12 protein-coding genes are annotated in these 16,315 nt (G+C 56.7%); 11 read left to right on the forward strand and 1 reads right to left on the reverse strand.

Features of this window, described 5'->3' with window-relative positions:
* The first annotated feature begins 23 nt into the window (after positions 1–23).
* The 10 genes from KW837_RS04250 (at position 24) to KW837_RS04295 (ending at position 13,856) form a co-directional block, all read left to right on the forward strand.
* On the forward strand, positions 24–8,666 hold the full coding sequence (locus KW837_RS04250; RefSeq protein ID WP_256348530.1) for a DUF637 domain-containing protein: 8,643 nt from the start codon (positions 24–26) through the stop codon (positions 8,664–8,666).
* A gap of 16 nt (positions 8,667–8,682) precedes the next feature.
* Positions 8,683–9,168 (forward strand): hypothetical protein, encoded by a 486-nt coding sequence (locus tag KW837_RS04255; protein ID WP_218394630.1) that lies wholly within the window; start codon positions 8,683–8,685, stop codon positions 9,166–9,168.
* Between the two features lie 494 nt (positions 9,169–9,662).
* Positions 9,663–10,019: an HNH endonuclease gene (locus KW837_RS04260; protein WP_305729660.1), complete on the forward strand. Its 357-nt coding sequence runs from the start codon at positions 9,663–9,665 to the stop codon at positions 10,017–10,019.
* 2 nt (positions 10,020–10,021) lie between these two features.
* Positions 10,022–10,393 carry a hypothetical protein gene (locus KW837_RS04265; protein ID WP_218394631.1) on the forward strand — a complete coding sequence of 124 codons (372 nt, stop codon included), beginning with the start codon at positions 10,022–10,024 and terminating at the stop codon, positions 10,391–10,393.
* A 395-nt stretch (positions 10,394–10,788) separates the two neighbouring features.
* Positions 10,789–11,244, forward strand: coding sequence for a hypothetical protein (locus tag KW837_RS04270; protein ID WP_218394632.1), 456 nt, complete (start codon positions 10,789–10,791; stop codon positions 11,242–11,244).
* 68 nt (positions 11,245–11,312) lie between these two features.
* The gene (locus KW837_RS04275; protein WP_218394633.1) at positions 11,313–11,555 is read left to right on the forward strand and encodes a hypothetical protein; all 243 of its coding nucleotides are present in this window, start codon (positions 11,313–11,315) and stop codon (positions 11,553–11,555) included.
* Between the two features lie 125 nt (positions 11,556–11,680).
* The gene (locus KW837_RS04280) at positions 11,681–12,121 is read left to right on the forward strand and encodes a hypothetical protein (RefSeq protein ID WP_218394634.1); all 441 of its coding nucleotides are present in this window, start codon (positions 11,681–11,683) and stop codon (positions 12,119–12,121) included.
* A 72-nt stretch (positions 12,122–12,193) separates the two neighbouring features.
* On the forward strand, positions 12,194–12,328 hold the full coding sequence (locus KW837_RS28995) for an HNH endonuclease (RefSeq protein WP_218394635.1): 135 nt from the start codon (positions 12,194–12,196) through the stop codon (positions 12,326–12,328).
* A gap of 1 nt (position 12,329) precedes the next feature.
* Positions 12,330–12,812, forward strand: a complete 483-nt coding sequence (locus KW837_RS04290; protein WP_218394636.1) for an SMI1/KNR4 family protein — start codon at positions 12,330–12,332, stop codon at positions 12,810–12,812.
* A gap of 684 nt (positions 12,813–13,496) precedes the next feature.
* A complete protein-coding gene (locus KW837_RS04295; protein WP_048395046.1) occupies positions 13,497–13,856 on the forward strand; it encodes a DUF6124 family protein in 360 nt (119 codons plus the stop codon).
* A gap of 272 nt (positions 13,857–14,128) precedes the next feature.
* On the opposite strand, the gene ppnN is transcribed toward KW837_RS04295, so the two are convergent.
* Complete coding sequence (gene ppnN, locus KW837_RS04300; RefSeq protein WP_218394637.1) at positions 14,129–15,502, reverse strand: nucleotide 5'-monophosphate nucleosidase PpnN; 1,374 nt, start codon at positions 15,500–15,502, stop codon at positions 14,129–14,131.
* Between the two features lie 224 nt (positions 15,503–15,726).
* Between ppnN and KW837_RS04305 the strand changes: the two genes are divergently transcribed.
* On the forward strand, positions 15,727–16,254 hold the full coding sequence (locus KW837_RS04305; RefSeq protein ID WP_218394638.1) for a DUF3087 family protein: 528 nt from the start codon (positions 15,727–15,729) through the stop codon (positions 16,252–16,254).
* Positions 16,255–16,315 lie beyond the last annotated feature (61 nt).

The following is a 16,315-nucleotide window of genomic DNA, read 5'->3' on the forward strand; positions in this document are numbered from 1 at the left end:
GTTATCGCGTCGAGATTCTGAATATGGACGTTCACCAGCTTGCCTTTCTGTCCCGCCAGCCTTCGGCTGCCGTGGCCCCTCGCACGCACTTCCTGGGCATGCCCAAACGCTGGCTGGCGTTGCTGTTGGCGAACGTCATGTTCTGGCAGCCGATCTGGGCCCAGGCCGAGGGCATCGCCGTCAGCGGCAACACCCAGACCGGCATTGGGCAGGCCGGCAACGGCGTACCGGTGATCAATATTGCCGCGCCCAACGGTGCCGGGCTCTCGCACAACCAGTTCAAGGATTACAACGTCGGTCGCCAGGGCGTGATCCTCAACAACGCGACGAACGCAGTGCAGAACACCCAACTGGGCGGCCACATCCTGGGCAACAGCCAGCTCGGTGGACGGGCAGCCGGCACCATTCTCAACGAAGTCAACGGCGGTAGCCCCAGCCAGCTCAACGGCTACACCGAAGTGGCAGGCCAGTCAGCGCGGGTCATCATCGCCAACCCTTACGGCGTGAGCTGTAACGGTTGCGGCTTCATCAACACGCCGCGCGTGACCCTCAGCACCGGCAAGCCTGTACTCGACGGCAGCGGCAAGCTTGATCACTTCGAGGTTGATGGCGGCAGCATCACCATCGATGGCATGGGGCTTGATGCGGCCAACGTTGATCAATTCGACCTGATTACCCGTTCGGCGAAGATCAACGCAGACATCCATGCCCGGCAATTGAATGTCATTACCGGTGCCAACAACGTCAACGCCGACAGCCTGGCCACCACCCCTCGCGCGGCCCGTGATGCCGACAAGCCTCAACTGGCAATCGATGCGGCGGCGCTGGGCGGGATGTATGCCAACACCATCAAACTGGTGGGCACCGAGCAGGGCGTCGGGGTCAAGCTGGCGGGCAACATGGCCGCCAGTGCCGGCGATATTCAAATCGATGCCGGCGGCCATCTGAGCATGGCGCAGACATCGGCCCAAGGTGCCTTGCGGGTCAACGCGCAGAGTGTCGAGATGACCGGCAAGGCTTACGCCGGCAGCGTCGATGTACGTACGCCCGGCGAGCTGGTCAACCGGCAGAGTCTGGCCGCCCGCAACCGCATCGACATCAATGCCGACAAACTCAGTAACTCCGGCGTGATTGCCGCGGGCATCGAGGCCGATAACAGCCGCAACACCACGGGCGACCTGAGCATCACCAGCCCCTCCGTGACCAACAGCGGCAGTCTTGAAGCCAGTCGCTCGTTGAGTATCCGTGCGAGCACAACCCTGACCAATCAAGGCGTGGTTCAGGGCGCGGCGGTCGATCTGACCAGCGCCCGGGTTACCAATCAGGGCGCTGCTGCGCGAATCGTCGGTGACCAGTCGCTGGTGATCAATACACCGGCCATCGTCAACCTGGCAGGGGTGATCCGCTTTGGCGCGGGGCAGGCGGCGTCCTTGCAACTCGACAGCCTGGACAACCGCGAAGGTTTGATCCAGGTGCTGGGCGGCAGCCTGACAATCACCGCTCGCCAGCTGGATAACCATGGCGGGCAAATCGACGCCGGCGGCCTTATTGTCGATACCACCACGCTTGATAATCGCTCCGGCCTGCTTTCTGCCAGCGCCGGTAATGCGCGGGTGAACACCCGCGGCAGGTTCGATAACACTTCGGGCACTCTCCAGGCGCAAAACCAGCTTTCAGTCACGGGCCAGGAGGTCATCAACCAGGGCGGCAGGCTGCTGGCGGTCAACGGTGACCTCGATCTGAAAGCCTCGAGCCTCGATAACCAGCTCGGCAGCGTGCTGGGGTCCAAGGTCAGCATTCGCGCGCCGGGGGGGCAGGTCGACAACCGCGGCGGGAAAATCGTCGGCGAGCGCATTGATCTGAACGCCTCGGGGCTCGATAACAGCAACGCGGGGCTGCTGGCGGCAGGCGCCCAGGGCATGAGCCTGATCTTCGATCCGTCGGCCATCAAGGCGCAGTTGCTCAATAACAAGGGGCACATTCAGAGCGACGGCGGCCTTTTGCTGCAAGGTGGCTGGCTGGACAACAGCGCGGGCACAGTGCTCGGTAAAACCATCCAGGTCGATGCTCAACGCCTGATCAACAACGGCAAGGGCGCACTGGTCAGCAATGGCGGCGACGTTGTCCTGAATGTCAGCAACCTGTTGAGCAACCTGACCGGTGTGATCGATGCCGGTAACAACACGGCCACCGTCACCGGCGCGAGCCTGATCGACAACCGGGGTGGCACGATTCGCGGCCAGCAACTGGGCCTTCAGGCGGCCACTTTGCTCAACGGTCAGAAGGGGCAACTGGTCGCAGGGGCCGGTGGGTTGACCTACCGCGGGAACCAACTGGACAACAGCGACGGCGTTATTCTCGCCGACGGTGGGCTTGCCAGCCTGAAGCTCGGCAAGGGCAGCATCGGCAACCTTGGCGGCACGATCCAGGGCGACACCGTCGAGGTGACCGCCGGCAGTCTCGATAACAGCAGCGATGGCACCAAGGCCGGCATGATCGCCAGCCTGGCGGGTGAACTGAAGTTGACCGTCGATTCACTGACCAGCCGCGCCGGCAAACTCTTCGCCAAGACCGCGCTGGTGTTCAAAGGCTCCACGCTGGACAACAGCGGTGGACAGCTCAGTGGCAACACCGTTGACCTGACGGCCGACCAACTGACCAACCAGGGCGGCCTGATCGAATCGAACACCTGGCTTGCACTCCAGGGCGGCACGCTGGACAACAGCGCTTCCGGGCGGATCCGTGCGCTGGGCAACAACGTCAATACTCTTAACGTCTCGACAGACGACATCAGCACGCTCGATTTCAGCGACACCGTCAATAACCACAACGGCACCATCGAGGTCGGTAACTCGTCGTTCAGTTTCAAATCCAGCACGCTGGATAACCGTACCGGGACCCTCGAACACGCCAACACCGGGTTATTTACCCTGCACCTCGATCGCCTGACCGGTGCCGGTGGTGACATCACCGGCCTGGGCAGCGGCGACTGGAACTTTGGCGCGGTGGATGGGCTGGGGCGTGCACAGCTCAACGAGGCCCTGACTTACACCAGCGACTCGCTGACGCTTCAGTCCGGCGATCGCCTGGCCAGCAGCACCGAACTGGTGCTCAACCTTGGCAGCCTGAGCAACGGCGGCGAGCTGCTCAGCGATGGCGACCTCACGCTGAACCTTACGGGCGATCTGTACAACAGCGGTCGGTTATCCGCACAGAAAATGCTGACTATCACCGCCCATGACGTCCGCCAGAACGGCGGACGCATGGGGGCCGGCACCGACACGCGCCTCAACCTGAGCGGTACGCTGGATAACCTCGGCTACCTGACTGCCCGCCAGAACCTGCGCATCGACGCGGCGCAAATCGACAACCACGGCACACTGGGTGCCCAAGGCAAAGTCAACCTCACCGCCACCGGCGGCATCACCAACGGCGCCGATACATTGCTGTTCAGCGGCGGCGACATGACCTTGCGCGCCAGTAGCCTGCTCAACTGGTATGGCGACCTCTATAGCGCCGGCAATCTAAGCTTCGCCGGCATCGACGGCGCCGCCGCGCAAAGCTTCAGAAACCTCTCCGGGACCGTCGAAAGCCAAGGCAACATCAGCCTTCACGCCGTCTCGCTGGAAAACGCCAAGGCCGAATTCGAGCTGGAACAACAACGGGTGAGCGGCACCTTGAAGTGGGCGTGCAGCCAACACTGTGGCGGACATGACTCCTTCAAACGCGGCTGGATCACCATTGGCCAAACGTTCATCGAGCGCGCCATCAAAGACTCTGCTTCGGCGCGCCTGGTTGCAGGCAAAGACCTCAACATCCAGGCCTCAAGCGTGCAGAACCGCTACAGCCTGCTGGCCGCCAACAACAACCTGACCATCATTGCCGATGACCTGCTCAACCAGGGCGCGTCCACTCGCACCGGGCAGAACACCATCGTGATCCGTACACCGAGGCGCATTTCCACCGGTTATTGGGATCAGATGGAGTACGTCGACGTCCCGGCCTTCAACGCGGCCGTTGCCGCCGGTAACTACGACGACGCCCGCTTCGAACTGCTGAAATCGCGTTCCAGCGACAGCCGCTTCCAGGAGCGCAGCAACGTCACCGTCTGGACCGACAACCCTGAGCCGACCTACGCCGCCACGATTCAGGCCGGCGCCACCGTCAACCTCAGCGTCACGCGTACCGTGCAAAACGGAACGCTGCACCAGAACACGCTCGAACAACTGACCGGTACGTTGGGCGACGACCAGACCGGCGTCAAGGTTGGCGAGGTCAATATCAACCTCAACCCGCAGGCGACCAGTGCCGCCGCCGTGACGCCTGCCGTTGTGCAACCCATCGAGCGTATCGCGGCGGATGGCAGCGTACAGACCGTCTTCAAACCGGTGGATTACAGCGGGCTACCTTTCACCTCCGTGGACCCGACGGCCGGGCCGAATTTCCAAACGCCCAAGGGCGATTACGGGTTGTTCATCAAGAACCCCGACCCGACAAGCCGCTACCTGATCGAGACCAACCCGAACCTCACGAACCTGTCGCAGTTCTTTGGTTCGGACTACCTGCTCAAACTGTTGAACGTCAACGCCGACAGCACTTGGCGTCGACTTGGCGATGGCCTTTACGAGCAGCGCCTGATTCGCGATGCGGTGCTGGCGAAAACCGGCCAGCGGTTTCTCGCCGGCGGTTTGACCAGCGATTACGAGCAATACCGCTACCTGATGGATAACGCCCTCGCCAGCAAAGACGCACTGCGCCTGAGCCTTGGCGTCTCGTTGACGGGCGAGCAGGTCAGCGCGCTGACCCATGACATTGTCTGGATGGAAAACCGCATCGTCGACGGGCAAAAAGTCCTCGTGCCGGTGCTGTACCTGGCCCAGGCGGATAACCGCAACGTACGCGGCAGCAGCCTAATCCAGGGCCGGGACTTGAACCTGTTCACCGGCGGCGATCTGGTCAACGTCGGCACGCTGCGCGCCAGCAACAACCTCAACGTCCAAAGTGCTGGCAGCGTCTACCAGGGCGGTCTGGTCGAGGCTGGCAACGACCTGCAAATACTGGCGCAAGACAGCATTCGCAACGCCATGGCCGGCGAGATCCGCGCCAGCCAGGTCAGCCTTGTCGCGCTCAAGGGCGACATCATCAACGACCGCACCGCGATTCAGGTTCGTGACGGGTCCGGCATGCGCACCCTGACCGACGCGGGCAGCAGCATCAGCGCCCGGGAAAACCTGGCCGTTGCGGCCGGCCGCGACCTGACCAACCACGGCGCCTTGAGCAGTGGCGGCAACGCGACCCTGACGGCAGGCCAGGACATCAACCTGGCGGCCAAAACCGATACCAGCGAGAAACACGAATTCAGCGACGGCGGCCACAAGTCGAGCATCACCACTGACGTGAAGAACCTCGCCGCGACCGTTACTGTCGGCGGCAACCTGACCGTGGACGCGGGCCGCGACGTCAATGTCATTGCCAGCCAGGTCAAGGCCGGGAACAACCTGACCGTCAAGGCCGGCCAGGACTTCAACGTGACCTCTGCCGACGACATCCACAACGTCGCCAGCAAAACCAAGGACGGCAAAAAACGCATCACCGAAGAAAACGACCGCACCACCCAGGCCGCCAGCGTCCTGAGCGCGGGCAACAACTTCAACGCCCAGGCCGCCCGCGACATCAACCTCATCGCCAGCAAGATCAGCGCCGGCAATGAAGCGTATCTGTACAGCGGCAACAAGCTGAGCCTGCTGGCCGCGCAGAACAGTATGCATACGCTGTATGACATGAAGGAGAAGGGTAATTGGGGCGCCAAGAAGGCCCAGCGCGATGAAGTCACTCAGATCACCCACGTCGGTACCGAGATCAACACCGGCGGCCGCCTCACCCTCGCCAGTGCCGGCGATCAGCGCTACCAGGTCGCCAAGCTCAACAGTGGCAAAGACCTGATTCTTGAAAGTGGCGGTGCAATCGCCTTTGAGGGGGTCAAGGACTACCACGACGAAAGCCACACCAAGAGCAAGAGCGACCTGGCCTGGACCAGCTCCAAGGGCAAGGGCAATACCGATGAAACGTTGCGTCAGAGCACGCTGATTGCCCAAGGCTCGTTGGCCATTCGGGCTGTCGATGGGCTGAAAATCGACATCAAACAGATCAATCAAAACACCGTCAGCCAGACCATCGATGCGATGGTCAAGGCCGACCCGCAACTGGCCTGGGTCAAGGAAGCTGAAAAACGCGGGGATGTGGACTGGCGCCAAGTGAAGGAGGTGCATGATTCCTTCAAGTACAGCCACTCCAGCCTGGGCCAGGGCGCGATGCTGGCGATCATCATCATCGTGACGATCCTCACCGCAGGTGCGGCCAGTGGTCTGGCTGGCGCGGCGGCCGGGGCTCAGGCCGGCACCGCCTCCGCCATGGCGGCGGCGACGACTGCCGAGGCAGTGGCCGCCGGGGCGACCTATGTCGGGGCTGGTTGGGGCAACGTCATGGCCACGGCGGCGATGACGTCCATGGCCAGCACGGGTGCCGTTAGCGTCATCAACAACAAGGGTAATCTGGGCGCGGCTGTTAAAGACACTTTCAGCAGCGACAGCCTGAAAAACGCCGCCATTTCCGGGATGGTCGCCGGGTTTACCACCGGCGTGATCGACCCGAAATTGGGCGGGACAACCAAGCCTTACAACGGCATCACCAAGGGCTTTGACTTATCCACCCTTGAGGGTGTGGGCGGTTTTGCCGTGCATGCCGGTGCACAAGGCGTTACCTCGGGCGTGGTCAAAACCGCAGTCAACGGCGGCAGCTTGGGCGACAACCTGGTCGATGAACTCGTGGCCCAGGCCGGGACCGTTGCCGCGGCTGTGGGGTTCAGCCAGGTCGGCAGCTTCGCTCAGAAAGAGTACCTCAAGGCAGCGGCCGATAAAGACTCGGTCGGCATGGCGCTGTGGGCCGAGGGTGGCGCCGGACGAACCGCGCTGCACGCCATGATGGGCGGCGCGATGTCCTCGGCCACCGGCGGCGACTTCGCGACCGGTGCGGTGGCCGCCGGTGCCAGCCAGGCCATGGCTGGCGCCTTGAATGATGTCTTCAAAACGCAGCCGGAATATCGCGAGGCCGCCGCACAAATCGTCGGCCTGACCGCCGCCGGTCTTGCTGGTAAAGACGTTGAGAAAGCGGCCTGGGTTTCGCTGATGGCCGATCAGTACAACCGCCAACTTCATCCAGACGAAATTCCGCTTCTGAAGAAACAGGCGGACAGTCTGGCGAAGGAAGCCAAACTCAGCCCTGAAGAAGCTGAAAGTCGCTTGGCCAAAGCGCTGGTTTATTACACCGACAAAGACTGGAACGGTGTGCTGAGTGGCCAAGGTGCGGCGCCCGATGCCCTGACGGTCAAACACTTGGGCATCGCGCTTTCACCGCTGGGCGCCACGTACGCGCCCGCAGCAGCGACGGATATTCCGGCAATCGGTCCCGCGAAAACCTACACCCCCACCGAAACCGCCGCGTTGATCGCCAACTACAGCAGCACCCATGCGGCGCAGTACGCGGACAACACAATCAATGCCATCAACCTGCAAGGGCTATACACAGGCGATCTCAGTTATGAATACGCCAATTACTACCGCAAGAACCTGGCGGTCGGCCCGGGCCTGACGGATTGGGGAACGGTAACCGGCAGCACCCAAGGTGCGGGGAAGGCATTGTCGGAGGCAGCGGGTTCGGCATGGGCTTTGCTGAGCAATCCGGCGCAAGGCAGCGAACAAATCGCCAATGGCCTGGTAGGGCTGACCAAGCACCCGGTCGACTCTTTGATGAGCAGCGTCGAGGCCAGCCAAACCAAAATGGCGTTGGCGAGCCTCTACGACATGCAGGGCAACACCGCCGCCAGCGCCGCGATCCGGGCGCAAAGTGATGTTGAGTTTGCGTTGAACTTCCTTCCGGTGAACCGGGTTAAGACGCTGGCGAAGTTGGGGGCGGCAGGCAGAGCGGTTGATAGTGCCGAGCTTGCCTCACTTCCAGCGGGTTATCGTCGGGTCGTTGATGCCAAGACCGGTAATACTGAAGTCGTTGGCGCTGATGGGGGCTTTTATTACGAAACCGCCGAGGGTGGACTGAGGCCGAAGGCTGGGGGTAATCTGGCGGAGTTGGTGGCGGCTGAGGCGAGGGTTGGGGGTGCAAAAGGGACTGTCTCTAAAAATCCAAATGCAACCAGTGCGCTGACTGACTCAGAGGCGGATACGCTGGTTGAAAGGAATGTTTTGGAGGCGAGTCCCAAAGTAATAAATCAAGCCGAACCAGAAGTCCTTGCAAAAGTTAATAACGGACGCAGCCCATATTCTGAGTTAAACGGCGCAATTGGGGAGGCTCGTGGCTGGAATCAGGCTATTGAGTCAGGGCAAACACCTATTTCCGGACCTGGAAAAGCGTCACTACCAGGTGCAGATTACATTACGTATGATCCATCATCGCGATCTGTAATCGTCTGGGACGCCAAATATCGTGCTCCTGGCGGAAGCTATCCGACCTCCTTGTCAGATTCAAAGTTACAGGCTTGGCAATCAGAGATCATAAACTCCGTTAAAAATATGCCGGAGGGGCAGGCAAAAATAGCCGCAGAGAACGCGCTTAAGGCTGGCAGGGTCGAAGGTCGAATATTCAAATGGCCACAATAGGTTTGAGGTATTTAAGATGCAAGAATGGTCGTCGCTGTGCAAGTTAAAGGTTGGGGACGCCGTCGATGTACGAGAGCAACGCGTTCTCGTCATGGAAGATGGTGCATATAAAATTTCAGACGATCAGTATTTTTTAGCTGATGCTTTTTTAGATGAGGGAAAGGAAAAACTTCGTTTGCTATCCCTCTACTGGGCCTGCAGTGAACCTGCATTTCGGAGAGCCTACTACAGGGATGTTGAAAATGATGACATGTCTGTACGCCCGCCGCCGCCCGAATTGCTTCCAACGGGGGCGGGTGGGGCCTATGGTCAGATAAAAAATGCTCTTAGTTCTCTTGGTTCTGACAAGTTTATGGAGTACGCCTCTTATCGCGTGATGTCTGATGGCGCATTTGTTCATAAGAGCTTAGAAAGCTCATCGGCTGTTTATTATTTTCGCTTGCCTGATATTGTTGATGATGAGCTGCCTTACGCGATACTGTGGAAGCTTTTTAGTGCATGAATTAGCGAGAAACAGCGCCCTGTTGCCGGGGTGAAGTGGTGCAAAAGGTAGTCAGAAGGTTCCAGGTTTTGGAGAGGTAGATGACTTCTTTGCATCACAATCTACTAACCTCAATAAAAGGCTGGGGGCAAAAATTGGTAAGGGTCGCTTACCCTATGAAGCAAGTAGGCCTGGTGTAGAGCAGGCTAAGGCAACAGTTAAAGAAACCTTAGAGAGCGCTACATTAGTGAGCCCAGTAATCCCCAGTAATCCCCCGGTTCAACTGTTCGAGGCAATTACTATCTCATTCATGTGTACAGCTCAAAGACTAATAGCACCGTGAGCTTTGATTTCGTGAAGAGGAAAAACTACTCAGAGGGGTTGCGGGAGTAAAAGGCAGCGGCTCGGACGCTCCATATAATCCCCGAACGGTAAGAGTTGATCTTGAAACTACTTATGGTCGCGACAATGTTATCTCATCAACAGTTCCACCAATTGACGGAAGAAACGTCCATCTGGCTGGGCAGCGCCATCCAGTAACTGGAGTCGTTTTTGATAATAGAGGATTCCCCATTTTTTATGATGTCGCTACATTTGACACGACGATTTCAAATGATTTATTTAAAGCGGCAAGTTATAGACAGCAAATGAAACTTGCAACGAAGGATTTATTTCAGGCGATTCAACAGGGGCAAGTGAAAAAATCCAGTTTTTCCGCTCAACAGTTGCAGCAGATTGAAATGGGCGCTAGGAAAATTGATGGTTACACATGGCATCAACATCAGGATAACGGCCGAATGCAATTGATTCCTGAGATGGTACATAAAAAGACAGGACATATCGGTGGCGAAGCTATGGGAGGAAGAATGTAATTATGTTGAATTTTGAGCGCTATAACGACGAGTTGATGGGGTTCGTACTTGCCTGTCTATTTTGTGAGGCTATCAGTAAAACTGAGTTCCAAATCTGGTGCGTTCAGAATGCCACCTTAGAAAACGCGCCATATTTTCTGTATGACCTAATGGAGTTTGATGATGAAATTTTTAAAATCTATCAGATTATCGGTAGGGTACCTTATTGGGAACATAGTGATGATGAGGAGTATGCGTTGTATGGCATAGCTGTTCGTCGCGGGATGAAGCCTTACGATATGCCTTTGTCTCTAGAGGAGGCTTTGGAAAAATTAGAGGCAGCCCCCATGACAGAGCAAGCGTTTCGTCAGACTTTTAGTTTTATTGAACTGTAGTTTTGGGGGAGTAGGGAATAGGACAGGAAAAGGGGACGGATTTATTTGTTTGCTTCGGGAGTAGTGGTCAGAAAATAAATTTGTCCCCTTGTTTTTCATTTCAGATTGGGCAGGCTACCCTGTGGGCGTACCGAAGCCGCAAGGGCCATTCAGATTACTGGAAGGGGCGGAATATAATGCTGCCAGAAATGCCGCTAACAAAGCCAACAGCAACATCCGCCGAGACCAAGGGCTTGTCGGTCAGCCAGTGGATGTGCATGAAACTAATCCAGTGAAATTTGGTGGCAGTCCGACCGATCCCACCAAGGAAAAGGGGACGGATTTATTTGTTTGTTTCGGGCATAGTGGTCAGAAAATAAATCTGCCCCTTATTTAAGTGGTTATTGGAGTGAGTGATGGCTAATGCTGGCGAAACGCCTGAAATGCTACTTGCACGACGGATTTCTGGATTTGATTCATTTAAATCAGAACGCATGCCGGTGCTTCATGAGTTTTGTAAAAATTTGGGGTTTGATGAGCCGCACAAAATACTAATCCAGCCTGAGAAGTTTTTGTCCATGATGGACGGCGGCTTTAAGAATACTGTTGTTGGTGAGGAAAATAGGGCCTGGTTCATTACCCGTATAGGGTATTACATCGGGGAGTACCTCATCTCTCTTTATGACGGTCGCTGGTTGGTCGACAAAGATCCATCGTCACCGACATTTACCAGATATGTAGTTGGAGACTTTTCGTATGAGGGGGTGATAACCCAGGTTGTTGATCCCTTTGCAATGGCTCAGTGCTATGCGGATACACCTGTTCCACGCTTCTTGACGCAAGAAGTCGAAAAGAAACTAGTGAGGGAATAGGGGAGAGACTACGATAGGTAGGCAACGTGGTCTGTCCCTTATCTTCCTTTTTTAAAGGATCTCTCAAAATGAAAAAAGAACAGTTGCTATCTGATCTTTCTGCTATCGGCGTTGATGCGAATAGCTATTCTTTGGGGGTAATCCGACACGGCGATTGTGCGTGCGTCGTTGCACAGAATGACAAGTGGAAGGTTTATTATGTAGAGCGTGACAAACCTGCTGAGCTTGCGATGCTTGATGCAGAGGAGCAAGCATACGATTTTGTGTATGAAACATTCTGCAAATGGCTTGGTGTGGAGAAGCTACAGTAGGGGAGTTCCCTGTCGTTGGTATTGGGAAAAGGGGATGGGAAAAGGGGGCGGATATATTTGTTTGCTTCGGGCGTAGTGGTCAGAAAATAAATCTGTCCCCTTATTTTTTGGCCAAAGGTTAAGCGATGACTATGCGTTTAGAAACGGTTGAGAAAGGTCTTGTAGAAAGGCTGAAAGCAGCTAGCCAAAAACAGCAGCGAAGCGCAGTTAGGGTTGCTTGTGAACTTGCTTTTCAGGCAGTAGATATGCCTCTTGTTGTTGACTCCCTTGAGCAACTACGTCGCGGGGAAAAATTTACAATTGGGCAGATATCTGCGTTAGAAAATTTGGCTGCAAAACTGGATGAGCAATACTTTGAATTGCAAGATGGGTTGGATGATGAGCAAAATTTAGATGTGAATGCTCTTCAGCTATTTAGTCAGGCGCGAGCTGTATCGGCGTTGTCTTTGGCTGGTGGAGAAAATTCGTTTATGTCAGCGGCGGAAGCAATATATGAGGCATCATCAGCCGTTGATGACGGATCTAGTATTTTTGAAGCTGTGCTTTTGGTTTTGTTAGAGCCCTAATCTGAAATCGCTTTGTGTTGTATGACCTTGGGCCTGTGATGGGAATAGGGAACAGACCACGATTATTTTTTGATGGGTAAGCAAAAACGTGGTCTGTCCTCTATTTTTTTTCATCATCAGGATACCGGTAGGATGCAATTAGTTCCCGAAGCCGTCCATAACGGTGCTCGGCATGTCGGGTGGAAATCGATGAGTAAGGGGGAATAACATGTTCTCGGGTGTAAGTTTTGATTCGTATTATGGTTATGGAAATTCTGCAGAAATACGGGCTTTTGAGGCGCTGACGGGTAAGGTTTTACCTGCCGAGTACAAAAAAATTGCTTTAGAGTTCAATGGCGCTTTTGTTGTGAATAAACCCGCCTTCAAGTTTTATAATCGACTCCTGAGGCAAGAGGTTACATGCAGTCCAGGCATGTTTTTACCTTTTGGTAAGATTGAAGGGTCATTCGAAACCATGGAAATAAAGTATCAATATCCGCCAGAGGATTTTGTACAGGATTTGATTATTTTCTCAGTTTTAGGGAATGGGGATGCGCTGTGTTTTGACTACCGTGAAAATTTACTATCCGATAGTCCTCCCGTCGTAATGTGGCATCACGAGGCCACGCCTGGTGGCGATCTGGAGTTATCTGATGTTGCGCCATCTTTTTCAGATTTTTTAAACAGTTTGTCAGAGCGTCCACCCGAGTAACTGAAAACAGACAGCATTCGCAACGCCATGGCCGGCGAGATTCGCACCAGCCAGGTAAGCCTGGTCGTAGGGTGGGGGGCAGACCGATTCATTTTTGATGGATAAGCAAAAACGTCGTCTGTCCCTACTGCTGTTTTCCGTCTATCCGGTGATTTGACCGAAAGTTGGAGGGTGTTTTTTCGGGCCTCTTCGCGAGCAAGCCCGCTCCCACATTGGATCTCGGGCGTACACAAATAATGTGTTCACCGAAAATCCCCTGTGGGAGCGGGCTTGCTCGCGAAGGGGCCGGCCCATCCAGCACAAAACCCATAGTCAGACCAATAAACAGGCGATGTTTAAACGACACTTCCAGACACTCACCCAGGCTACACATCCTTGCGCCGTTGCCTACGACTACGCCAGAATCCGCCGGCTTGTGCGCCTTGAGGCCGGGCTCTATCGTTTCCGGGTCGCTGACGAATCAGCGATCGGGTTTCGCAGCCCGGGTCAATCAAGGCGCACAGCGCCACCGTTCCTTTTCAGATGACGTTTTTCGTTCGCTGAATTGCGTTATGGCGGCTGTGCGCGGGAGATCTTCGGGTCTGCCGGGTTCCTTGATTCCCGGTCTGCGAACCTGCGTACAGCTGCCACCTATCTTCGTTTCGCAGCGAACCGTGGCGGCTCCACTAATCAAGGAGCATCACTATGTTCAAAGCCACACCCAATCCACCGGAAACCGATCCAACATCCCCCTACGAATCCCTCGATTCGAAAAAGCTCAACGAAGCCGCCGATCGCGCCCTCGATCACTATCTCAAGCCCCCCATCCCCAAAGACACCAAGCGCAAACCTAGCACCATTTACCATGTCGGCACTGAGGTCGATAACGAAACCCTGCTGGTCAACGCCTGCGAATCCCTGGCGTCAGCGAGCATGATGCTCAGTGAGTTCGCCGGGTTGATGGACATGCCACATCGCAACATGATGTTGGGGATTCAATCGGTGGTCATGCTCGGAGAGCTGGCGGTGAACCGGGTGCTGGATAACCTCGATCCACGAGGTTAGCGAGGATGATCGTTCCCATGCTCTGCGTGGGAATGCAGCCCGGGACGCTCCGCGTCCCTTCCAGAGCCGAACGCAGAGCGTCCGTTGAGGCATTCCCACGCAGAGCGTGGGAACGATCAAAACCCCGCATCACGCGGGGTTTCTTGTCAAAGTGTGGGAGCGGGCTTGCTCGCGAAAGCTGCTTAACATTCAACAGAGATGTCGACTGTTACGCCGCCTTCGCGAGCAAGCCCGCTCCCACAGGGGGGGTGTTAAAGCTCACATCAATATTGTTACGCCACCACCTGATAACACGGCACATATTCCGCGCCGCCCGGCAGTTTCATCCGGTGCTGGGCGACGAAGGCTTTGAGCAGTTTGTCCAGCGGCTGCATGACGGCAGCATCGCCACGAATCTGGTACGGCCCGTGTTCTTCGATCAGGCGAATGCCCTTGTCCTTGACGTTGCCGGCGACGATGCCCGAGAACGCGCGGCGCAGGTTGGCGGCCAGTTCGTGGGACGGCAGGTTGCGGCTCAGTTGCAGGTTGGCCATGTTGGCATGGGTCGGGTCGAACGGGCGCTGGAAGCCTTCGTCGATCTTCAGCAGCCAGTTGAAATGGAACGCGTCGTTGCGCTCGCGGCGGAACTGTTTGACCTCTTTGAGGCCCTGAGTCATCTGCCGCGCCACTTCAACCGGGTCGTCGATGATGATCTCGTAGTGCTGTTGCGCGGCTTCACCGAGGGTGGCACCGACGAAGGCGTGCAACTGCTCCAGATACGGCGCGGCGCTTTTCGGTCCGGTGAGGATCACGGGGAAGGGCAGGTTTTCATTGTCCGGATGCATCAGGATGCCGAGCAGGTACAGGAATTCTTCGGCTGTGCCCGCGCCGCCCGGGAAAATGATGATGCCGTGACCGACGCGGACGAAGGCTTCCAGACGTTTTTCGATGTCCGGCAGGATCACCAGTTCGTTGACGATCGGGTTCGGCGCTTCGGCGGCGATGATCCCGGGTTCAGTCAAACCGAGGTAACGGCCGCCGTGGATGCGCTGCTTGGCGTGGGCGATGGTCGCGCCTTTCATCGGGCCTTTCATCACGCCCGGGCCGCAACCGGTGCAGATGTCCAGGCTGCGCAGGCCGAGCTCGTGGCCGACTTTCTTGGTGTATTTGTATTCTTCGGTGTTGATCGAGTGGCCGCCCCAGCACACCACGATTTTCGGTTCGACACCGGGGCGCAGGGTGCGGGCGTTGCGCAGCAGGTGGAAGACGTAGTCGCTGATACCCTGGGAGGTGCTCAGGTCGATGCTCAAGGCATCGAGTTCGTTTTCGGTGTAGACGATGTCGCGCAGGGCGCTGAAGAGCATTTCACGGGTGCTGGCGATCATTTCGCCATCGACGAACGCGTCGGCCGGGGCGTTCAGCAGTTCCAGGCGTACGCCGCGGTCTTGCTGGTGAATGCGGATTTCGAAGTCTTTGTAGGCTTCCAGAATGGTCTTGGCGTTATCGACGTGGGCGCCGGTATTGAGGATGGCCAGGGCGCACTGGCGGAAAAGGGTGTAGGTGAGGCCGGTTCCGGCTTCGCTCAGTTGCTGTACTTCACGTTGGGACAGTGTTTCCAGGCTGCCTTTAGGGCTGACCGAGGCGTTGATTACATGTCGTTGGGTCATTCAATGATCCTTAAAACGATGTCACCCGCCGGCAGGCGCATGGCATCCGAATAGTGTATCCATGGAGAAGATGGCACGAACTGCGCTGTATCGCCATGTTCCCCGTTTGACGATGGAAAGATGAAAAGGAGCCCCAGCATAGCTAAATCCCTCGCAGAGGCGATAATGCCCCGCAGTCTTTTTGCCACAGAGCCTTTTCCATTGACGTAAGGAACCCCGTCGCGATGTTCGAAATCCAGCCGATGAATGCCCAAACCTATCGACGCCAGACGCGGCGCAGCACGGTGATCATCGCCCTGATGTTCCTGGCGCTGGCGATGGTGCTGTCCACGGCGGCGGTGGCGCTGTTCGGTGAGCCCGGCGGCGACAATCTGCGTTTCAACGTGGGCGGGGTGTTTGCTGCATTGTTGCTGATGGCGGCGCTGATGCGCGGCAAGTTCTGGACCCAGGAATGGATGGCGCCAGCGGTCTACGGTTGGCAGCTCAAGCGCAGCCTGATGAGCATCACCAACGTCATGCACCAGGTCACGGCGGCAGTGGAGAAGGGCGATCCGAGCGCCATGAAGCTGCTGCGTTTTTATCACCTGGGGTTGAGCCAGATGCACCAGTTGGACGGCAACTCCAGCGACCATAGCCAGCTGACCCGTGAAATGGACCAGCACAAGGCGCGGATGGAAGCGCTGGGTATCGAGACCGAACAGACGCAATTGAATCCGGCCTGGCTTGAGGCGGTGAAACAGGCGCAGATGTAGCCTTGCGCTTGTTGGCGATGAGCATTTTCGCGCAAATCACCTATCGTATTCGTTGATGAGT

Origin of the sequence: Pseudomonas sp. PDM24, from assembly GCF_019218905.1 — a bacterium.
Classification (GTDB): Bacteria; Pseudomonadota; Gammaproteobacteria; order Pseudomonadales; family Pseudomonadaceae; genus Aquipseudomonas.